General features: G+C 44.4%; 19 protein-coding genes and 1 pseudogene. 12 read left to right on the top strand and 8 right to left on the bottom strand.

Annotation, left to right across the window (positions count from 1 at the left end):
• Positions 1-9: 9 nt before the first annotated feature.
• The gene (locus tag AACR75_RS01115; RefSeq protein WP_047688388.1) at positions 10-882 is read right to left on the bottom strand and encodes a YdcF family protein; all 873 of its coding nucleotides are present in this window, start codon (positions 880-882) and stop codon (positions 10-12) included.
• 305 nt (positions 883-1,187) lie between these two features.
• Between AACR75_RS01115 and AACR75_RS01110 the strand changes: the two genes are divergently transcribed.
• The gene (locus AACR75_RS01110; protein ID WP_047688386.1) at positions 1,188-2,672 is read left to right on the top strand and encodes a peptide MFS transporter; all 1,485 of its coding nucleotides are present in this window, start codon (positions 1,188-1,190) and stop codon (positions 2,670-2,672) included.
• Between the two features lie 187 nt (positions 2,673-2,859).
• Positions 2,860-3,651, top strand: a complete 792-nt coding sequence (locus tag AACR75_RS01105) for a siderophore-interacting protein (protein ID WP_017045538.1) — start codon at positions 2,860-2,862, stop codon at positions 3,649-3,651.
• A gap of 111 nt (positions 3,652-3,762) precedes the next feature.
• Here AACR75_RS01105 and phnR read toward each other — a convergent pair whose 3' ends face one another.
• A complete protein-coding gene (gene phnR / locus AACR75_RS01100; RefSeq protein ID WP_047688394.1) occupies positions 3,763-4,473 on the bottom strand; it encodes a phosphonate utilization transcriptional regulator PhnR in 711 nt (236 codons plus the stop codon).
• Between the two features lie 173 nt (positions 4,474-4,646).
• Here phnR and rnk point away from each other — a divergent pair, with 173 nt between their 5' ends.
• On the top strand, positions 4,647-5,054 hold the full coding sequence (gene rnk / locus AACR75_RS01095; protein WP_026027712.1) for a nucleoside diphosphate kinase regulator: 408 nt from the start codon (positions 4,647-4,649) through the stop codon (positions 5,052-5,054).
• Positions 5,055-5,122: 68 nt separating this feature from the next.
• Here the strand turns inward: rnk and yjjG are convergent, their stop codons facing one another.
• Both yjjG and AACR75_RS01085 read right to left on the bottom strand, forming a co-directional pair.
• On the bottom strand, positions 5,123-5,797 hold the full coding sequence (yjjG, locus tag AACR75_RS01090; protein WP_017045536.1) for a pyrimidine 5'-nucleotidase: 675 nt from the start codon (positions 5,795-5,797) through the stop codon (positions 5,123-5,125).
• 158 nt (positions 5,798-5,955) lie between these two features.
• Positions 5,956-7,575 (bottom strand): NAD(P)/FAD-dependent oxidoreductase, encoded by a 1,620-nt coding sequence (locus AACR75_RS01085; RefSeq protein ID WP_038148414.1) that lies wholly within the window; start codon positions 7,573-7,575, stop codon positions 5,956-5,958.
• Between the two features lie 213 nt (positions 7,576-7,788).
• Between AACR75_RS01085 and fdxA the strand changes: the two genes are divergently transcribed.
• Positions 7,789-8,112, top strand: a complete 324-nt coding sequence (fdxA, locus tag AACR75_RS01080) for a ferredoxin FdxA (protein WP_010318513.1) — start codon at positions 7,789-7,791, stop codon at positions 8,110-8,112.
• A gap of 127 nt (positions 8,113-8,239) precedes the next feature.
• On the opposite strand, the gene AACR75_RS01075 is transcribed toward fdxA, so the two are convergent.
• The gene (locus AACR75_RS01075; RefSeq protein WP_047688384.1) at positions 8,240-8,974 is read right to left on the bottom strand and encodes an RNA methyltransferase; all 735 of its coding nucleotides are present in this window, start codon (positions 8,972-8,974) and stop codon (positions 8,240-8,242) included.
• A 132-nt stretch (positions 8,975-9,106) separates the two neighbouring features.
• On the opposite strand from AACR75_RS01075, the gene AACR75_RS01070 reads away from it, so the two are divergent.
• The 3 genes from AACR75_RS01070 (at position 9,107) to msrB (ending at position 12,396) form a co-directional block, all read left to right on the top strand.
• Positions 9,107-9,250, top strand: coding sequence for a hypothetical protein (locus AACR75_RS01070; RefSeq protein WP_013867835.1), 144 nt, complete (start codon positions 9,107-9,109; stop codon positions 9,248-9,250).
• Between the two features lie 118 nt (positions 9,251-9,368).
• Positions 9,369-11,117, top strand: a complete 1,749-nt coding sequence (locus tag AACR75_RS01065) for a formate--tetrahydrofolate ligase (protein ID WP_047688381.1) — start codon at positions 9,369-9,371, stop codon at positions 11,115-11,117.
• Positions 11,118-11,262: 145 nt separating this feature from the next.
• A complete protein-coding gene (msrB, locus tag AACR75_RS01060; protein ID WP_047688379.1) occupies positions 11,263-12,396 on the top strand; it encodes a peptide-methionine (R)-S-oxide reductase MsrB in 1,134 nt (377 codons plus the stop codon).
• 114 nt (positions 12,397-12,510) lie between these two features.
• Here the strand turns inward: msrB and folE are convergent, their stop codons facing one another.
• The gene (gene folE, locus AACR75_RS01055) at positions 12,511-13,164 is read right to left on the bottom strand and encodes a GTP cyclohydrolase I FolE (RefSeq protein ID WP_013867838.1); all 654 of its coding nucleotides are present in this window, start codon (positions 13,162-13,164) and stop codon (positions 12,511-12,513) included.
• 152 nt (positions 13,165-13,316) lie between these two features.
• On the opposite strand from folE, the gene moeA reads away from it, so the two are divergent.
• Genes moeA through AACR75_RS01040 form a run of 3 tightly spaced genes read left to right on the top strand, consistent with a single transcriptional unit; the run spans position 13,317 to position 16,216 of the window.
• Entirely contained in the window at positions 13,317-14,552 is a 1,236-nt protein-coding gene (moeA, locus tag AACR75_RS01050; RefSeq protein ID WP_047688377.1) for a molybdopterin molybdotransferase MoeA, read from the top strand.
• Positions 14,553-14,560: 8 nt separating this feature from the next.
• On the top strand, positions 14,561-15,310 hold the full coding sequence (gene moeB / locus AACR75_RS01045; protein WP_017045530.1) for a molybdopterin-synthase adenylyltransferase MoeB: 750 nt from the start codon (positions 14,561-14,563) through the stop codon (positions 15,308-15,310).
• A 21-nt stretch (positions 15,311-15,331) separates the two neighbouring features.
• Positions 15,332-16,216: a sulfurtransferase gene (locus AACR75_RS01040; protein ID WP_197056786.1), complete on the top strand. Its 885-nt coding sequence runs from the start codon at positions 15,332-15,334 to the stop codon at positions 16,214-16,216.
• A 55-nt stretch (positions 16,217-16,271) separates the two neighbouring features.
• Here AACR75_RS01040 and AACR75_RS01035 read toward each other — a convergent pair whose 3' ends face one another.
• On the bottom strand, positions 16,272-17,552 hold the full coding sequence (locus AACR75_RS01035) for a glycoside hydrolase family 18 protein (protein WP_422824461.1): 1,281 nt from the start codon (positions 17,550-17,552) through the stop codon (positions 16,272-16,274).
• 162 nt (positions 17,553-17,714) lie between these two features.
• On the bottom strand, positions 17,715-18,707 hold the full coding sequence (locus AACR75_RS01030; RefSeq protein WP_013867843.1) for a sugar-binding transcriptional regulator: 993 nt from the start codon (positions 18,705-18,707) through the stop codon (positions 17,715-17,717).
• A gap of 455 nt (positions 18,708-19,162) precedes the next feature.
• Here AACR75_RS01030 and tal point away from each other — a divergent pair, with 455 nt between their 5' ends.
• Complete coding sequence (tal, locus tag AACR75_RS01025; protein WP_026027792.1) at positions 19,163-20,113, top strand: transaldolase; 951 nt, start codon at positions 19,163-19,165, stop codon at positions 20,111-20,113.
• Positions 20,114-20,191: 78 nt separating this feature from the next.
• Positions 20,192-20,457: pseudogene (locus AACR75_RS01020) on the top strand (transketolase); the annotation flags it as partial.

Raw genomic sequence — 20,457 nt, 5'->3', positions numbered from 1 at the left:
CGCTTGTTACTATCCCTGACGCCACCAGCGTCCGACGCACGGGTTTTCAGGATCAAGATATCGGTTCAATAACGTTAAGTTGCTGTCGAACAAAATGAGATAAGGTTGAATCTCACTGACACTTAACGCCCTCTTTGTGGCATTGATACACTGCATCAATAAATCCGTAAGACAGCGAACAAAAACCCACTTTGGGTTGTCTGCGATTTTATGGTTGATCGCTAAAATAGCCTCATATGCTATTTGGTAAGGAATGGCTCTCACTTGTGTGAGATCGCGCAGAAATGAGCCCGCCACGACACCTTCAAGGTAGACACGGTAAGTCGTTAGTTGATCGACCAATAGAAACAGTTCCGCGGCTAAATGCGTATAAGGGTATTTCACCGCAAGGTGATCGTGCAGATCCGGTGAAATAGCCAGCGTGATCTCCATCATTTCACAGCGTTGTTTAAGCACTCGCAGTAACCCTTGCTCATCCATTAATTGCTGAATTTCAAAAATACGCTGCAAGTGATAGTCGTTAGAAATGAAAGTAACAGGTAATGTTTTTTGCGTGTCAATACCACCATTTTTTTGCAGCTCTAACGCGACGTTCTCGATATTTTCCACTGTGCTGGTCGAGTGTTCTTCCAGCAAAATGCGGTTATTCGAAAGTGACACATTGAGCCGAGTAAGCTCCGATTGAAGGTAATGATACATAGCCTTCGCTTCAGAAATCTGTTGCCCTAGCGTGAGCCCACCGCATAAAGCAATGACACTATGATCGATGTCATGACGTTGTAACGCCTTAACAAGGCCATCAACACGGCTACGCCCTTCTAATGTTAATTGCTGATCAACAAGTCGTTTACCTAATACGATATAAAGATGCTCGGCTACCATCGTTATTTTTCTCTCTCCATTCCAGCCACCATAAGACTTGTGTCATAGCAATCGACACCAAGAAAGCAGCAGTATTAAAACGTATGGTTTGGTAACACGTAAATACTCCTACATGTGCATAGTGCTTGAGTCAAAAAATAAAATAAACAATCGCTTTTTAAACATTACTCAAACGATAGCCACGCATTAGAAATGCTCGTGCATAAAGTAAGGTTTCTGCGATAATTGTTTCAATTTATTTATAACTACCGATGATAAAATCCACAGGAATAAAATCTAAAAATCCACTACATGGAGAGATTAATATGTGGAATAAACTCAATAAATCAATGATGTTCTGCCAAATGATGTTTGGCTTATCATTTTACGGGGTAATGGTTATCCTAACCCGTTTTTTTCTAGAAGATTTGGATTATAACGAAGCCGATACCATGATGGTGGTAGGAGCATTTTCATCCATTGGCCCCCTTTTTGCGATCGCTGGTGGTTTTATTGCCGATAAGTTCCTTGGCGCTTATCGTTCATTAACCATTGCCTACGGCGCTTTTGCTCTTGGTTACACACTACTGGTGCTGGGTGCCTCAACAACCAACGTCGCGATGGCATTAGCAGGCATCGCTTTAGCGAGCTACGCACGCGGATTAATGTCTCCTTCTTACCCCAGTTTATATAAACGCACTTTTAGCTCCCAAGAACATTTTGAAAACTGTTACCCTGTCAATTATTCGGTAAACAATGTGGGGGCACTACTTGGTCAATATTTATTCCCGATGTTTGTTTTAGTGATCGGTTTTCACGGTAGTTTTATGCTCTCAGCCATTTTGGCAGCGTTCGCCTTTGCCACTTTAATTGTGTTTAACAAATCATTAGTGAATGCTGCAGCTGAGATTGATCAAGCTCCCGTAAGCGTGAAAAACTGGCTCGCCTTTTGTGCAGTATCATGCGCGATGGTTGGGCTAGTTTTCTTCATGTTTTCTAATATGGACATCGGTCAAAACATCGTTTATGCCATTGGTGCTGCTGCCATTTTTTACTTCATCTTTTTGATGTTTAAAGCGAATCGATCCGATACCTTGAAAATGGGCACTATTCTTATCATGACGGTGCTCACCACCTGTTTCTTTGTCTATTACGGGCAAATGATGACCTCCATGACCATGGTAACCATTAATACGATGCGTGGTGACTTATTTGGATTAATTCCAATCGCTCCTGAAGCATCAATGGCGATGAACCCACTGTGGTGCATTGTTGCTGGGCCAGTCATTGCTATGACTTTCTCTTCACTGGAAAAGCGAGGCATTAATTTTTCAACAGCCACTAAAATTGGCTTTGCATTCATCTTTACCGCCATTGCATTTGGCATTTTAACTATGGCAGTCATGAATATTGGTGTTGATGTTATCATCAGACCAGAAGTCTTTTTGATGATCCACTTCTTCCAAGCTTTTGCGGAAGTCATTGTTGGTAGTTTAGTAGTGGCCTTCATTTTGTCAGTGGCTCCCAAGCACATCGAAAACTTTTCGGTTAGCCTCTTTTCAGTCGCCATCGCCTTAAGCGGCATTGTGGGTGCGGTGTTCTCAACCTCCATTGCATTAGAAAAAGGTCAAGTGATCAGTCAGCATATCGTCCAAAGCGTTTATGGCGACTACTTTAAAATGCTCACGATCTTAGCCGTAGTGATGGTAGCAGTGGCCATCGTCGCTTCATTAGTTGTTCGAAAAATGCTTGAAGCATCAAAAATGAACGAACGGGATGAACTTGCGGAAGTTGCACCTAACGAAGTTTAAACATCAGCAAAATGTGAACATTATTAAGCCTCATACCATTATGCGTATGGGGCTTTTTATCTGCAAAGTTACATATTCCCATCTCTTCAAAGTAAAATAACGTAAATGATAGTTATTATCATTGAATCAATTGAGCACTCAGTTTAAGGTTATACCTACAAAAGACAAAACGGTAATCTAGAGAATAATGAAAAAAGAAACAGAACCTAAACGCTCTTTCTATCCACTCACGGTTGCGGATAGCCAGCAAATTTCGCCTTCCCTGCAACGCATTACGTTACAGGGTGACTCAATTGGGCATTTTACACTTGAAAACGAAGGCGATTATATCAAGCTGTTGTTTAGTGAAGATGGTGGCACTGATTTGTCACGGTTAACCCCTGATCAGCGCCCAATAATGCGCACTTATACCATTCGAAGCTTTGATACGACCAACAATCGCATTGAAATCGATTTTGTACGGCATGAGGCGGAAGATAAGCAGTGTGGATTTGCAGTCAGATGGGCGATGCATACGGCCATTGGCGATACGATTTCAATCGCTGGCCCAGGTAAAGCTCAAGGGTTGAATCCCAATGGGAAATGGTTTTTCTTAGCCGCTGACATGACCGCGATCCCTGCCCTTGCAGCTCAATTAAAACGCTTACCGCGTGATGCAAAAGGTTATGCAGTAATTGAAATTGAGCATGTGGATGACAAACAGGCACTACAGGCTCCGGAGAACATAGAGATCTCTTGGGTAGTGAAAGACAGCAGCACCAATTTGGCGACTTCGGTTATCGAGAAAAATTGGCTGGGTGAGAATGGCTCGGTATGGTGTGCGTGTGAATTTGATACTATGCGCGCGCTAAGAGAGTATTTTCGCAATGAAAAAGAGATAGCGAAAGACTATATTTATATCAGCAGCTACTGGAAACGTGGCGTCAGTGAAGATGGGCATAAACAGCTCAAACAAACGGATGCACAAACTCAGTCATAAACAGCAATAACACAGTAAAAAGGTGACTTAATAGAGGTCGCCTTTTTCATTGAATGCGCTCAATTTTCAACGAACATAGCTTTAACAAACCTAGCTTTAACGGACATAGCCTCAGCGGGCCACAGTGAGCTTGGCTAACGATTCAATACAAATCGCGTCATGTCGCCAGTATTCGATGCCACAATCGATCAGTTCACCCTGTTGATTATAATTAATGCGCTCAACGACCATCGCCGGAGTGCCTGATGTAGCGCGTAGCGCTTGCGCCATATGACCAAGCAAAGAGCTAGTGGTAATTCGATAACGGACTGTTTGATACTCCACGGCAAAATGGTCGCGATAAATATCCGTCAGTGATTGAGACAAATCGAAAGTCAGCAAGTTGGGAAACCATTCAGGGCGCACGTAATTCGTCACATAGACCACGGGGCGATCTTCTAAATAACGCACACGATCAATTTGGTAAACATCCGAAAATGGCTTTAATCCCAATAAGAGCGATGCTTGTTTATTAGCTAATAGCGCTTTTGCCATCATCAGTTCCGTTTTTGGTACTCGGTTTTGTGCTAAAGCCATGTTGGTAAAATTCAGAGTTTGGGTTGGGTCGTAACGTATCGGCTCGGGAGAAATAAACCAACCTCGCCGATCTTCTCGGTAGATCTTGCCATCCGCTTCCAACAGAGACAACGCCTCACGCAGGGTAACGCGTGTGGTATTAAACGACTCTGCAAGTTTTCGTTCAGAAGGTAATTTTTGACGAGGGGCAAGCATGCCAGCATCGATTTGTTCAACAATCACATCTTTAATTTTTACGTACTGCACAACATCCACTCCCAGCCTAAATACGTGCATGCCAAATTCATAACAAACTGATACCGTATTATTTGCATTCTATGTCGAACAAGATTAATGTCATAGCCTGAATCGCAATAACATTGACGTTAATTTTTATACCGCCTAGCTTTTGGGCGGTATTTCTTTTTGGAGTATTAAAAATGTCAAACTTAGCACCTGTCTTAGTTTCAAGCCTTGATATGGACAGAATATCCGCATTACTGGATGGCATGCCTAAACTAACGCCAGAGTTAGAAAAGCTCGAGGCTGAGTTGGATAGAGCCACCATTGTCGCCCCACAAGAGATGCCAAATAATGTGGTGAGCATGAATTCGACCGTACGCTTCAAGTTTATCGACAGTGATGAAGTGATCGAAAAAAATCTTGTGTATCCGCATGAAGTGAAAAGCAGTCAAGATATCTCTGTTTTTGCCCCAGTAGGCAGTGCATTGTTGGGCCTAGCTGTTGGTCAACAGCTCAGTTGGCCAATGCCAGGTGGTAGAGAAAGAGTGATTGAGATTCTTGATGTAGTTTATCAACCTGAGCGTGACGGTGAATTCAACCGCTAACGAATCGATTTATTGGTGTGGAGGTCGATATCATCACTCCACACCCCAAGCCACATCATTGTAAATAATTATGCGACCAAAATATCTTTAAGCTCGTGCAATGAACGCACATGGTAGTGTGGCTCAATACCCTCAACAGCACTTGCGCCAGTAGAGTTTAGCCAACAGGTCTCAATACCAAAATTCAAGCCACCTAGAATATCGGAATGCGGGTTATCCCCTACCATCAATACACGATTTTTAGCAGGGTTGCCCATTTTGTCTAACGCGTAGGCAAAAATCCCGTGATCGGGTTTCGCTACACCAACCTCTTCTGAAATAATCACGTGGTCAAAGTATTCACTCATCCCCGTTCTTTGCAAACGAATCGCTTGAAGTTCGGTAAAACCATTAGTAATGATGCCAAGTTTCGCTCGACCTGTAAGGGCATCCAATAACTCTTTTGCTCCTGGTAGTGGAGTGCAGATATCAGCCATGGCTTCAAGAAATGCGCTGTTTAATTCCGTGGTTGTCGTCGCGAGCTTTTCTGCCCACTCTGCAAAACGAGTATGCTTCAACTGCGCCGCCGTGATATCACCATTTTGGTAATCGACCCACAGTGGTTTATTAACTTCTTGGTACTGCGCAAAATCTTGTTCAGTAAACAACACTCCTTTGCGCTCAAACATCAGCTGCATACCTTTGAAAGCATCAAAATGAAACAAGGTCTCGTCAGCGTCAAATAAAATCCAGTCGTACTTCATGATCTCTCCTCATAATGTTCGGGCTAGTTTAGATTGTTTTTAGTTAAATGATAATCTCTATCAGAAGAAACTTTTAAAATTCAATTTGATAACGAATCTAATCGTCCCTGTAATAAAAAAGGCTCCAATGAGCCTTTTCTTATGCTTAATATTGCAAATTATGATGCTTTTTCAGCTTCGTTAACCATAGAAAGCGCCAATGCTTCGGCCGCTTTAATACCATCAATGCCTGCTGATAAAATCCCGCCCGCATAACCTGCACCTTCACCTGCCGGATAAAAGCCTTTCAGGTTGATGCTTTGGAAATCTTTACCCCGTTTAATGCAAATGGGTGATGACGTGCGAGTTTCTACTCCAGTTAACAAACCATCCTCAGAGGCAAATCCTTTGATCTGCTTATCAAACGCTGGGATCGCTTCACGAATGGCTTCAATAGCAAAATCAGGCAACGCTTTTGAAATATCTGTCAACTTGATGCCGGGTGTAAAAGAGGGTTCGACATCACCTAACGCACTCGGATCACGACCTTGTAAAAAGTCACCAATTTTTTGTGCTGGCGCATCGTAGTTTTCGCCGCCAAGTTGATAAGCTCTTGATTCAAGCTCACGTTGGAAGCGCACGCCCGCTAGCGGATCACCGGGATAATCACGTTCAGGATCAATACCCACTACAATCGCACTGTTAGCATTACGTTCTGCGCGAGAATATTGGCTCATGCCATTGGTCACAACGCGCCCCTCTTCAGAAGTAGCCGCCACTACCGTGCCACCGGGGCACATGCAGAAGCTATAAACAGTGCGGCCATTCTTACAGTGGTGAACCAATTTGTAGTCCGCCGCGCCAAGAATGGGGTTACCCGCATTCGCACCGAAACGCGCTTCATCAATCATTGATTGTTTATGTTCAATACGGAACCCTACTGAAAAGGGTTTGGCTTCCATATAAACGCCACGTTCATGCAGCATTTCAAAGGTATCACGTGCGCTATGACCGACCGCAAGGACAACATGACGCGTTTTAATTTCCTCACCATTTGACAGCGTAAGCCCGGTAATTTGCCCTTCTTCGATGTGAATGTCATCAACACGAGTACTAAAACGAATTTCACCGCCTAATTCGATGATTTTGGCACGCATTTTTTCAATCATGGTCACCAATTTGAACGTGCCAATGTGCGGTTTGCTCACGTACATGATTTCAGCAGGTGCGCCAGCAGCGACAAATTCTGTAGTGACCTTACGACCATAGAAGTTAGGATCTTTCACTTGGCTATAGAGTTTTCCATCAGAAAAAGTCCCCGCTCCACCTTCGCCAAACTGCACGTTAGATTCAGTATTCAATGTACGTTTACGCCAAAAGCCAAAGGTATCTTTGGTGCGTTCGCGCACTTCTTTACCACGCTCGACAATGATTGGGTTAAACCCCATTTGAGCAAGAATCAGTCCTGCGAATAGACCACAAGGGCCAAAGCCTATCACCACTGGGCGCTCAGTAAGATTCGCTGGCGCTTGAGCAACGAATTTGTACTCCATATCCGGCGTCACTTTCACATGCGGATCATCAGCAAACTGAGCAAGCAACTCTGTTTCATTCTCCACGCTCACATCTAGCGTGTAAATCAGCATGATTTTCGTTTTCTTACGAGCATCGTAGCCACGTTTAAACATATTGAATGAAAGAACTTGTTCATCAGCAATACCAAGTTTTTCAGTAATAGCAGCAAAAATTGCCCCTTCCTCGTGGTCCAAAGGAAGTTTAATTTCGGTTAAACGTATCATGTCGGTGTCTCGTTTTAGTCGGTGTCTTAGCCAAAGCCGCAAGCGGCCCGCTCACAATGGCGCGCATTTTACGGGAAATAGCGTTATCTGTCATACTAAATCCCGAATTCATCACACGTTACGCTAGATATTCATAGCGTTGGATGTTGAAATTTAACTTGGGATGCGTATTATCCCCATTCTTCATTTTTGACTAACTAAGAGCTGATCATCATGGCGTTTGTCGTAACGGATAATTGCATCCAATGTAAATTTACTGACTGTGTCGCGGTATGCCCTGCAGATGCCTTTCACGAAGGCCCCAATTTTATGGTGATCAACCCCATTGAATGCATTGATTGCGGTTTATGTGTTCCTGAATGTGCAGCTCAAGCTATCTTTCAAGAAGATGAACTCCCAGAAGATCAGAAGATTTACATCGAACTCAATGCTGAGCTTGCCGACATATGGCCGGTGCAAACCGAAGTCAAACCAGCCATGGATGATGCTGAAAAATGGAATGGCGTGCCAAACAAACTGGGGATGTTAGAGAAGTAGTCTTTTCTTTTTATAACTAGCGTTATAAAAAAAGCGCAAACACGGCATCCGTTATCACGCTTTTTGACGACAATCCAAAGCAACAACTTTTAAGCTTTACTTATTGACCGAGTGATCTTGGTTTGATCTAGTGATGTTGGCGGCGCAGGTTATCCAAAATAATTCCCGTAGCCATTGCTACGTTAAGTGACTCTGCTCCCCCGAAGGCGGGAATGGTGATTTTGTCGGTGACATATTGAGCCGCTTCGGCACGAATACCATGCGATTCACTGCCCATCAATAAAATCCCTTCTGCTGCAAATTTCGTATGATGTACGCTCTCACCTTCTAAAAAAGCCCCATAAACAGGTAGATTTGAACTCTGTAAATAAGCACTCAAATCCACTTGGCTCACCGTAACACGCCCAAAGCTACCCATGGTGGCACTGATGGTCTTGGGATTGTATGGATCGGCGCAATCGTGGCTAGCGACAATGTGTTTAATGCCATACCAATCAGCAACACGAATAATCGTCCCTAAATTACCGGGGTCAGAAACACCATCGAGAGCGATCATCAATCCTTTCGCTTCAGGCACCGTCACTTCGGGGATCTCAACGACGGCGATTGCCGCATTATTGCTCACCAAGGTGCTGGCTTTGGTTAAGTCATCTAATGTGGCCTCAATGCATTCAAAAACACTAAGCTCAACGCGGTTTTGTGCGATAAACTCCGCAGTGGCAAAAACCTGCTTCACCGTCAGTTGGCTGTTAATCAATTCCAACACGTTCTTTTCGCCTTGCACTAAAAACAGGCCATGAGCCTTGCGCTGTTTCTTTTGGCCTAAAGCACGAAGTAGTTTCAGTTGGTTTTTTGAAATCATAAAATATCCGCAGTGAGGTAAGGTTGGCCTAGTAAAAACGCCGCATTATAGAGTAAAGGCCGTCAGAGCTAAAGCAGTGTAAGCCGAGTTTCAATACCATATGTTCAGTTACTAACAAACAAGGAAATCCATATGAAACGTTTTCTTCCCTCTTCCGTTATGTTAACCCCCTTTGTCGTCAAGCATTATGATCAACAAGATAGTGATCAACTTGAAGATGATCATCATAAAGAGCCCAACGACAATGACACAAAAGAGAACGAAGAATCGAGCTAAAAGCTCAGACATTAGTTTATAATCCACTCATTAAATAACTTTACAACCCATTTTTTGACGTTATTATCGCGACGCAAACGTTTTCCCAACCCGTACAATACTAAATAATGAGGGTTTTATGCTGCCTGATATTGAAATTTGCCGCGCCACTTCATTAACCTCCATAGAGGCTATCGCTAACAAAGCAGGATTCACCGCCAGCGAATTCCACAGCCAAGGCCGCTTTAAGGCGAAAATTTCATTAAGTTGCCTTGAACGTTTGCAAACACAAACGGTTGGAAAGTTAATCCTTGTGACTGCCATTACCCCAACGCCATTAGGGGAAGGAAAAACCGTCACGACCATCGGCCTATCACAAGGAATGGCAAAATTGGGTCATTCGGTGATGGCATGTATTCGTCAACCCTCAATGGGACCAATCTTTGGTGTTAAGGGCGGAGCCGCTGGCGGCGGTTATTCACAAGTGGCACCAATGGAAGAGCTCAATTTGCATCTCACTGGCGATATCCACGCCGTCACAGCCGCGCATAACCTAGCGGCAGCGGCGATAGATGCCCGGATCTATCACGAACAGCGCCTTGGTTATGACGATTTCGAGCAGCGCACCGCAATGAAAGCACTGCGTATCGACCCAAATAATGTGGTTTGGAAGCGAGTGATGGATCACAACGATCGCGCATTGCGCATGGTTACCGTTGGCCGAAATGAAACGGATAAATCAATCAATGGCTTTGAGCGTGAAGATGGTTTTGATATTTCAGCGGCTTCTGAGCTGATGGCGATTCTTGCATTAGCCAAAAACTTAAACGATCTGCGTCAACGGATTGGGCGGATTGTCGTCGCCTATAGTCACCATGGTACACCGATTACCACTGAAGATTTGCAAGTCGCTGGGGCGATGGCTGTCAGTATGAAAGAGGCGATTGAACCTACATTAATGCAAACGTTAGAAGGCGTACCGACACTGATTCACGCCGGGCCTTTTGCCAATATCGCTCACGGTAACTCTTCTATTATCGCCGATGACATCGCCACAAGGTTAGCCGAATTTACTGTAACAGAAGGCGGCTTTGGCTCTGATATGGGATTTGAAAAGGCGTGCAATATTAAAGCTGCGACATCTGGGAAAGCGCCAGATTGCGCCGTTATCGTCACCACACTTCGCGGCTTAAAAGCGAACTCTGGTCTGTATGAATTGCGTCCCGGTCAGCCAGTTCCCGACACTCTATTTCAGCCAGACCATGCCGCGTTGGTGTCAGGTTTTGAAAATCTCAAATGGCATATTGAAAATGTGAGTAAGTATGGAATACCCGCCGTGGTTGCCATTAACCGCTTTCCACAAGACAGCCAAGAAGAGCTTGAGCAGCTCGCAATGATGATTCACGCACTACCCTACCAGGTAGAGGTTGCACTGAGTGAAGGTTTTGCTCTTGGAGGCGAAGGGACGACTGAGCTTGCTTCCAAAGTCATTAAGCAGTGTGAAAAAGTGAGTACGTTCACACCGTTATACCAAGCACAGCAGACGATCGAAGATAAGATCAACGCCGTAGCGAAAAAGGGCTATGGCGCGGCAAGCGTCACTTTTAGTGATAAAGCACGACGTCAAATGCACAACATGCAAGAGCAAGGTTACGGTAAACTTGCTGTCTGTTTGGCGAAGACGCCGCTTTCAATTTCAACCAACGCTGCGATTAAAGGCGCACCAAAAGGTTTTGATGTACCGATTCGCGAATTAAAGCTCTGTGCGGGTGCTGGCTTTATCTATGCGCTATGCGGCAACGTGATGACCATGCCGGGCCTTCCTGAAAAACCCGCCTTCATGTATTTAGACATTGATTCTAAAGGAAATATTATCGGCCTAACCTGATATTATTGTTCGAAATTAACCTTTCTGAGCGCAAATCTTCGGGCTCAGAAAGGCTTTCTTCACGCTATTTGTTTTCTTTCTCTGTAATTTTTTGCGCTTTTCACCGTTCTTTACCAGTATCAATAAAAAATAAGTAAGGTCGGTTATGAAACGTTTTACTCCCTTTATATTCTCAATAGCGCTTATTGTGCCTATTCTGTTTTCGCTATTTAGCCAAGCAGAAACTCAGCCTAAAACCATGCCCAGCATTGGTAATCAGCAAATCGCGACATTAGCTGGGGGCTGTTTTTGGTGTACAGAATCTGATCTTGAAAAACTCAACGGTGTCATTAGCGTTGTTTCTGGTTATGCGGGTGGCAGCCTTGAAAACCCTACCTATAAACAAGTCTCATCAGGAAAATCGGGCCACATTGAAGTGATTCAAGTGACCTTTGATCCGCAAGTTGTCAGCTACGAAAATGTATTGGATCATTTTTTCCGACACATTGATCCGACAGATGATCAAGGCTCGTTTGTTGATAGAGGCCCACAGTATCGGCCTGCCATTTTTTATCACAACAGTGAACAGAAGCAGACCGCGCAGCGCTTTATACAAGAAATCGATGCGCTAGGGATCTTCAAAAAGCCGCTCAAAACAGAGCTGATTCAATACAGCCAATTTTGGCCTGCTGAAGAGTACCACCAAGATTTTTATAAAAAGAGCAAAGTACGTTACACCTACTATCGTCATGCTTCCGGACGTGATCAATATCTTGATACCATCTTCGGTAAAGATCGTAATGAGCATCCAAAAACCTTACGTCAATTGATCGAAGCGCAAAAAATGCAAAACAACGTTAAGGTATACACCAAACCTTCGAATGAAAAGATACGCGCCAAATTGACTGATTTGCAATATTACGTGACGCAAGAAGAAGGTACTGAACGCGCATTTAAGAATGAGTATTGGGATAACAAAGCCGATGGTATTTATGTCGATGTGGTCAGCGGAGAGCCATTATTCTCTTCTACCGACAAATACCGTTCTGGTACAGGCTGGCCCAGTTTTACTCGGCCAATTAATGAAGCGTATATTGCGACCAAAAGCGATTCTCGGCTTTTTTATACCAGAACCGAAGTGCGCAGCCGTTTTGCAGATTCTCACCTAGGTCATGTCTTTGAGGATGGACCAGCACCAACCGGCTTACGCTACTGCATGAACTCTGCCGCGATGCGATTTGTACCAAAAGAGGCGATGCAAGCTGAAGGCTATGGCGAGTACTTGGTTCTGTTTAAATAAAATTTGGCTCTGTTTCAATAAAGCGTGCGTGGTAAAACGAAAAAGCCCTCGGCTTCACTTGCGAGGGCTTTTTTAGTTGATCAACATTAATCGATGGACTCAACTGAGATTCGATTAATGTAAACCATGGAAAAATTCGGCGCGGGTGGCAGGGTTAGATTTAAAAATACCGCCTAATGCTGTGGTGGTCGTTTCACTGGTCGCATCCATAACACCACGTGACTTAACGCAGTAATGAGTGGCATCAATGGTGACCGCGACATCGTCTGAACCGAGTAAGGTTTGCAAAGCCACCAGAATCTGCTGTGTCATTCGCTCTTGAACTTGGGGGCGCTGAGCAAAAAAACGTACAATACGGTTAATCTTAGAAAGACCAATTATCTTGCCTCTTGGGATATACGCCACCGCGGCTTTACCATCGATAGTCACAAGATGATGCTCACAGGTGCTGGTCACGGTAATCTCTTTTACGCGCACCATTTCACTGACGTTCATCTTGTTTTCGATCACAGTAATTTTGGGGAAGTTTTGATAATCGAGGCCGGAAAACACTTCATCCACATACATTTTCGCAATTCGATGGGGTGTCTCTTCTAAACTGTCGTCGGTCAGGTCAAGACCGAGTAGTGTGAGGATCTCACGCATATGGTGTTCGATTTTTTCTTTCTTTTCTTCACGAGTAACCTCATTTGGACGCATAGGCGTTTCCAAACCTCGGCTCTCTAGCGCATCTTTGACCAACTTTGCTGATTCGCTAAGACCTAGCATTCCGATTCCTCTTACTTTTTACCCCTTTCGGATGGCAGACAAGGATACTCGGAATTTTGAATAATTACATCCATATTTTAAGGATGGTCATTATTGCCCGTAGGCAATGTATGATAAAGTCCTCGCAAAGAAAAAAGCTATAGGAACCGACCATGGGCTGTTGTGATTCACCGGGCTTAATGCCTATCGAACAAGCGTTAGAGACAATGTTAGCGAATATCAAACCCATCCAAACGACGCTGAAACTACCGCTAGCCGACGCATTAGGCTATGTGTTGGCCGAAGAGTTACTCTCACCCATTTTTGTGCCGCCTTTCGATAACTCAGCGATGGATGGATACGCTATTCGATTAGCTGACCTGCAACAGTCAACCACCCTGCCGCTGGCTGGCAAATCTTTTGCCGGTCTTCCATTTGAAGGGCCGTGGCCAGCCAACAGTTGCGTGCGAATTATGACTGGCGCGAAAATTCCAGCTGGTTGCGACGCGGTGATCATGCAAGAGCAAACGACCGAAAACGAAAATGGTATCTGCTTTCTACAGCCGAATGCGAAGCCTCAGCAAAATATTCGCCCCACTGGTGATGACATCAAACAAGGCGATGTAGTGCTACATAAAGGGGCTCGCTTGACTTCGCGTGATATCCCAATGATTGCCACACTCGGCATCAACCATGTGACCGTTTTTCGTAAACCCAAAGTGGCCTTTTTCTCAACTGGAGATGAGCTAAAACCACTCGGTGAACCTCTTGCTGAGGGGCAAATCTATGACAGCAATCGTTATGGCATTAAACCATTAATTGAGAATTTTGGTTGTGAAGCGATTGATCTTGGGATCATTGCTGATTGCCCTGCCACTTTAAAAGCTACCTTTGATAAAGCTCAACATTTGGCCGATGTGGTTATTACTTCTGGCGGCGTAAGTGTAGGCGAAGCTGACTATACCAAAGATATTTTGCAAGAACTCGGAGAAATCGGTTTTTGGAAACTGGCAATAAAACCGGGCAAACCGTTTGCATTTGGAACATTAGATCATGCTTGGTTCTGTGGCTTACCTGGCAACCCCGTCTCAGCCGTATTAACCCTATACGTCTTGGTGCAACCTATGCTGGCTAAATTGGCTGGACACACTCAGTGGAAAGCACCGGAGTCCATTCCAGCCATCACTAAAAATGCCTTTAAAAAATCACCGGGCCGTACTGACTACCAACGCGGTATTTACACAATTGAAAATGGCCAGTTTGTTGTTGAAACTACCGGAAACCAAAGTTCGGGAGCATTTCGTTCGATGAGCCTCGCCAACTGTTTTGTGGTGTTAGAGCAAGATCGTGGCCGAGTGGAAGTGGGCGAAACCGTCAATATCCAACTTTTTAATCCCAGCTTGTACTAAGGATCACTATGGAGATCCTATCTGATCAAGAGCTACTGCGCTACAACCGACAAATCATTCTCAAACAGTTTGATTTTGAAGGACAAGAAGCACTTAAACAAAGCTCTATTTTAATTCTTGGCGCAGGAGGATTGGGCTGCGCTGCAAGCCAATACCTTGCCACGGCAGGTGTTGGTTCACTCACGCTCATCGATGATGATGTGGTTGAGCTCTCTAATTTACAGCGCCAAGTGCTGCATAGCGATGCCGATATTGGACGTAAAAAAGTGGACTCAGCGGCAGAGTCACTGCGTATGCTTAACCCGTATTTAACGGTAAATACCGTTGATCAACGCCTTGAAGATGCACAATTGAAAGCATTAATTGAACAGCATTCTTTGGTGCTGGATGCATCAGATAACCTTGATACTCGTAACCAATTGAATAAAATCTGCTTTCAAACTAAAACACCACTGGTATCTGGTGCCGCGATTCGTATGGAAGGGCAAGTCAGCGTGTTTATGTATCAGCACCCAGACGAGCCCTGTTACCAATGTTTAAGCGCTCTTTTTGGTAGTAACGTACTCACTTGCGTCGAAGCGGGCGTAATGGCCCCTGTCGTCGGGATTATTGGCGCGGTACAAGCGATGGAAGCGATCAAAGTGATCGCTCAATATGGGCAGGTAAAACAAGGCAAAATTTTGATGTTGGACGCTCTTTCAATGACGTGGAGAGAAATGAACTTAATCAAACTCGCTCACTGCCAGACTTGCCAGTAAATGAACGACAAAGACTCAATAATGTCTTTCTCGTTCGTCCACCGCATCAGCCCACACAATAGGAGAGTTAAACTCATGTCACCACTCGTCTCCCCCCAATGGCTAGCACAAAAGTTAGGCGACCCGCGCACCGTTATTCTTGATTGTAGTATTGAATTCCAAATTCCCAGTGAAACTGAGAAAGATACTCTGCATAACATTCCCGGCGCTCGCCGCTTTGATTATGATGGTGAATTTTGTGACCTACAATCGCCACTACCTCATATGATGCCTAGTGAAGATCGCTTTAACCAATTAGCACAATCGATCGGTTTAAACCACGATTCGATCGTCGTTGTCTATGACAATAGCGGGACGTTTGCATCACCGAGGGCATGGTGGATGCTCAAAGCGATGGGACATGCGTCGGTATACGTTCTTGATGGTGGATTAACCGAATGGAAACGCCAAGGTTTACCCGTTGTAAAAGAGTACACACATGCCTTTAAACACGGAAACTTCCATGGCACGCTCGATCCTCACTATTTTGTGAACGCAGACTATGTGCTTGCACAAATAGAGAACCCAGAGAGCTTAACTGTTGATGCACGTTCACAAGCCCGTTTTTTGGGTCAAATGAAAGAACCAAGAGAAGGCGTGCGCAGTGGCCATATTCCTCACTCTATTTGCTTACCTTTTACAGAGTTGATGAATGGGCATAAGCTTAAATCACCGCAAGATCTACAACCTATTATGCAAGCGACGCTGGCTGCTGGAAAAAAGCAATACATTTTCAGTTGTGGCTCAGGCGTAACTGCCTGTATTGTGCTGCTGGCTGCGCAAATTTGCGGCTACGAAAAACTGTGCGTTTACGATGGTTCGTGGACAGAATGGGGGCAACGCACTGAGCTGCCTATTGAGCTTTAGTCTCTGAATCAAATCCCCATCATTGTGGGGATTTGATCATGTTTTACAAAGCGTGTTATTTCAACTCATCAGCCATTGCTTTGATCAATTCATTTGAAGGATCACCTGAAAGTTCCCATGTGAAAATTCCCCCTAGCTTCGCTGATTTTGCCCATTTGGCTTTGGCGCGCACTGAACGTTCATCTTCATACGAGATAAATACTTTCTTTTCTGCATTCCATAAATATGGTGCTTGCGATTCTTGATCGTAACCATATTGATACCCTTGTGCCGCGCGATAATTTTTCATCAAATCCCAGAACATGAAATAGCCATTTTCACCGGTCCCAAACGGCGCTCCCTGCTCAGACACAAGATCAGCCGTAGGCAAACCACCCTCATAATCTTGAGTGCCTTGCCAACCACGTCCATAAAACGCCGCGCCGATAACCAATTTCTCGCTTGGTATACCCAATTCGATCATTTGATTGATAAACACATCGGCTCCCATTCCCCACCAACTGCGATCCGTCGCATGTAAATTGGTTAAATGGCCCGTTTGCGTTCCCCACCCCCCCAGAAAATCATAAGTCATCGCAAACATATTGGTTAAATAAGGGGATACGGCGGGCCAATCTATCTGAGCCGCTTTCGCTCCAACACCAACAGCAGTAGAAAGTTCATAGTGGCGAGCCGTCTTTTTACTCAACGCATCCAAATCAGCACGTAATGTTTTCATCAGCTCGGTATAGGCCTGTTTTTCTGCTTCTTTTTGTTCGTCGGTTAATTTCGTATCCGGATTCCAAGGCGAAGTAGTTAAACCGCCACCACCCGGATATTCCCAATCGATATCGATACCGTCAAAAAAGGCGTACTGCTCTATAAGTTCAACCGCTGTTTTGGAAAAATGCTTGATCGTAGCAGGATCTTTTATCATTGCGTGGAACGGTTCAGACATTGTCCAGCCGCCAAATGAAGGCAGAATCTTAAGCGTCGGATAGTCTTTCTTCATTTGTGCAAGTTGAGCGAAGTGACCTTTGTAAGGAACTGGTACATTGACTACGCCAAACTCTTTTTCTAGTGCGGATTTAGTATCAACAACAATCGCACTAAATGGTGCTTTTCCTTCACATTGCTTAGCGATTTGCTTTTGTACGGTTTCACTGGCTCCAGAATGGGGGCCACACATACTCAAAAAGGCGTAAATAACATGAGTCAAGTTCTCTGCTGGAATATCTTTAACTGTGTAGGGGTTTTGCTCATTTTCATATTGCCAATCAGCAAAGTAGCCCGCCACGACGGGTTTGGTTGTCTCTGCAGCGGCGTTAAATGACGCAACAACGAGAAGGGCGATCATCAACTTGTTCATAAGTTTCTCCTTGGGTTTGCGTCAATACAGCAGAGAAATATATTTTAAGTTTAAAAATAATCAGCCAATGCGAGCCAAACTCAGATCTTAAAATCACGTTACAGTTATTGCAGATTAATTTATGAGCCTAAATTCACTAACCTGAATCCACTAACCAATGACGGTTTGTATCTGCTCATCTAAATTCAATACCGTTAACGCGTTGCTTACGCTGGTGGCAATCACATCAATTGCACCGGTGCGTAGCGCCCCAAGCAGCGCTAAAGGTTTGCTGTTTTCAGCCGCGATAGCGATCACCTCAGCAATCGGTCGAAATTCGTCAATCCCTAACCCAATCACACGATCGCTCATCACCGTATTGGCAGCTTTACCGTGGATATCAAAAAAATCATAACCAGCGAAATCCCCCACCACACCTTGCTGTAAACGCGACTGCACCACTTCATCGGCGGTAAACCAACCGAGATCGACCATGTAGCTGTTTTCACTCATATCCCCAATACCCACTAACGCAATGTCTGCCTTACGTGCTAAATCTAAGGTTTGTTTGACGGTTGCATTTTGCATAAACGCCAATTTTTGTTCGCGATTTTCAGCATAGGCAGGCGCATAAAGCGTTTCAGAGCTTCCACCGTATTTTTTGGCCAGTTGTCGACAGATATGATCCGCATTAAACATCCCACCTCTTGGGTGAATGCCACCAATACTACAGACAAACTTACACTCTCGCGGTGTGATCACGCCAATATGATGCGCAACGGCCGATACATTTCGGCCTTGACCAACGGTCACAACCATGCCGTTTTTTAGCGTACTGGTCAGGTAATTGGAAACCAACCCCGCCACTTGTTGGCGCTGCAACTCTTCGCTAGGTTGGTCAAGTGCAACCAGCGCACGTTTTACGCCAAAGCGTTCAATCAGTCGCTGCTCAATTTTGGCGCTAAAAACAGGGTGATATTTCACCGTAATTTCGACAATCCCTTCATCGCGTGCCTGTTTAAGCATTCGTCCTACTTTGGCTCGTGAAAGAGAAAACTTTTTCGAAATCTCTTCTTGAGTTGCACCATCTTGGTAATAAGCCACTGAAATTTCAGTTAATAAGTCAGTATTTTCGATAGAAATATCTTGATTGGGAGTGGTCATACGGGATCTCATGGTCAATATTGTGCGCAGAATAACGACAATTGAGCATTTGCTCATTGACCTAGCATAGGTTAAGCCTCATTTACTTTGCAACATTTGCTCACGGAAATTACATTTTCTCACTCTAATCAATGCACAGTAACGTTCGCTTTCAACCCTTGATAAATCTAAGCAAACGTTTATTTATCAGCACTTAGATTAATTCACAAAAAAATAGTTGATTGATATCACTATAACCTCAGAACAGCGATTGACTTTCCCAGTGGATAAGATAAATATGGCTACATCATTTACTCAACGATCGAGCAAATGTTCAACACAAATGTTCGGTCGCTGGAAATAATTGAGTTAGCTTTTCTGGCATGTGTAAGACATGACTATGTGATTGCTAACCCGCTTGCAAATGCCCAGCAAACTCAAAATCTGGCTTGGCCCAAAGAAATAGGATGATCGATATGAGCAATAAATTAGAGCAACTTCGTAAAATGACGACTGTTGTTGCTGACACTGGTGAAATTGACGCAATCAAAAAATACCAACCAGAAGATGCGACCACTAACCCATCTCTCATTCTTAAAGCGGCTCAAATTGCAGAATACGCGCCACTGATTGATGCTTCTATCGCATACGCAAAAACACAGAGCTCAGACAAGGCTCAACAAGTTCAAGATACTTGTGACATGCTTGCTGTCAATATCGGTAAAGAGATCCTAAAAACGATTCCGGGCCGTATTTCTACCGAGGTCGATGCTCGCCTCTCTTATGATATGGAAGGTAGCGTGACAAAAGCGCGCCAACTGATCAAAATGTACAACGATGCTGGCATTACTAACGACCGTATTTTGATCAAGCTAGCTTCAACCTGGGAAGGTATTCGCGCCGCAGAGATCCTTGAAAAAGAAGGCATCAACTGTAACCTGACTCTATTATTCTCCTTTGCTCAAGCACGCGCGTGTGCAGAAGCAGGCGTATTCCTGATTTCTCCATTCGTCGGCCGTATTATGGATTGGTATAAAGCCAAAGAAGGCCGTGATTTTGCACCGCAAGAAGATCCTGGTGTATTGTCCGTGACTGCTATTTACAATTACTACAAAGAACATGGCTACAAGACAGTCGTGATGGGCGCAAGCTTCCGTAATATCGGTGAAATTTTAGAGCTAGCAGGCTGTGATCGTTTGACTATTGCCCCTTCTTTACTGGCAGAACTCGAAGCAGCTGAAGGTGAAGTGGTTGAAAAACTGGTTGACTCTCAAGGTAACAAAGAACGCCCTGCAGCAATGACCCATGCAGAGTTCCTATGGGAACATAACCAAGACCCAATGGCCGTAGAAAAATTAGCGGAAGGCATCCGTAACTTTGCCATTGACCAAGGCAAACTTGAAGTCATGATTGCAGCCAAGTTGTAATCCACTTACGAATTAAAATTTGGGGAACGATTAACGTTCCCCTTTCCTTTCTAACTCTATTATTTGTCGGTAATTATTATGGAACGTAAACAATTAGCCAATGCCATCCGTGCTCTTAGTATGGACGGTGTTCAACAAGCTAACTCTGGTCACCCTGGTGCACCGATGGGTATGGCGGATATCGCTGAAGTTCTTTGGCGTAGCCACTTAAACCATAACCCACAAAACCCACAATGGGCTGACCGCGACCGTTTTGTGCTGTCGAACGGCCACGGCTCAATGCTGATTTACTCTTTATTGCACCTGAGCGGTTACGCGCTGTCGATTGATGATTTGAAAAACTT

It is taken from the genome of Vibrio sp. ZOR0018 (genome assembly GCF_963865925.1).
GTDB classification, from domain to species: Bacteria; Pseudomonadota; Gammaproteobacteria; order Enterobacterales; family Vibrionaceae; genus Vibrio; species Vibrio anguillarum.
Note: the sequence above shows the minus strand (reverse complement) of the source record. Positions and strands in the feature narration are given on the sequence as shown.

Bases quoted from the DNA above. Each gene is read 5' to 3' on its own strand.
- AACR75_RS01115 (WP_047688388.1), bottom strand. From the start codon at position 882: ATGGTAGCCGAGCATCTTTATATCGTATTAGGTAAACGACTTGTTGAT.
- AACR75_RS01110 (WP_047688386.1), top strand. From the start codon at position 1,188: ATGTGGAATAAACTCAATAAATCAATGATGTTCTGCCAAATGATGTTT.
- AACR75_RS01105 (WP_017045538.1), top strand. From the start codon at position 2,860: ATGAAAAAAGAAACAGAACCTAAACGCTCTTTCTATCCACTCACGGTT.
- rnk (WP_026027712.1), top strand. From the start codon at position 4,647: ATGTCAAACTTAGCACCTGTCTTAGTTTCAAGCCTTGATATGGACAGA.
- yjjG (WP_017045536.1), bottom strand. From the start codon at position 5,797: ATGAAGTACGACTGGATTTTATTTGACGCTGACGAGACCTTGTTTCAT.
- AACR75_RS01085 (WP_038148414.1), bottom strand. From the start codon at position 7,575: ATGATACGTTTAACCGAAATTAAACTTCCTTTGGACCACGAGGAAGGG.
- fdxA (WP_010318513.1), top strand. From the start codon at position 7,789: ATGGCGTTTGTCGTAACGGATAATTGCATCCAATGTAAATTTACTGAC.
- AACR75_RS01075 (WP_047688384.1), bottom strand. From the start codon at position 8,974: ATGATTTCAAAAAACCAACTGAAACTACTTCGTGCTTTAGGCCAAAAG.
- AACR75_RS01070 (WP_013867835.1), top strand. From the start codon at position 9,107: ATGAAACGTTTTCTTCCCTCTTCCGTTATGTTAACCCCCTTTGTCGTC.
- AACR75_RS01065 (WP_047688381.1), top strand. From the start codon at position 9,369: ATGCTGCCTGATATTGAAATTTGCCGCGCCACTTCATTAACCTCCATA.
- msrB (WP_047688379.1), top strand. From the start codon at position 11,263: ATGAAACGTTTTACTCCCTTTATATTCTCAATAGCGCTTATTGTGCCT.
- folE (WP_013867838.1), bottom strand. From the start codon at position 13,164: ATGCTAGGTCTTAGCGAATCAGCAAAGTTGGTCAAAGATGCGCTAGAG.
- moeA (WP_047688377.1), top strand. From the start codon at position 13,317: ATGGGCTGTTGTGATTCACCGGGCTTAATGCCTATCGAACAAGCGTTA.
- moeB (WP_017045530.1), top strand. From the start codon at position 14,561: ATGGAGATCCTATCTGATCAAGAGCTACTGCGCTACAACCGACAAATC.
- AACR75_RS01040 (WP_197056786.1), top strand. From the start codon at position 15,332: ATGTCTTTCTCGTTCGTCCACCGCATCAGCCCACACAATAGGAGAGTT.
- AACR75_RS01035 (WP_422824461.1), bottom strand. From the start codon at position 17,552: ATGATCGCCCTTCTCGTTGTTGCGTCATTTAACGCCGCTGCAGAGACA.
- AACR75_RS01030 (WP_013867843.1), bottom strand. From the start codon at position 18,707: ATGACCACTCCCAATCAAGATATTTCTATCGAAAATACTGACTTATTA.
- tal (WP_026027792.1), top strand. From the start codon at position 19,163: ATGAGCAATAAATTAGAGCAACTTCGTAAAATGACGACTGTTGTTGCT.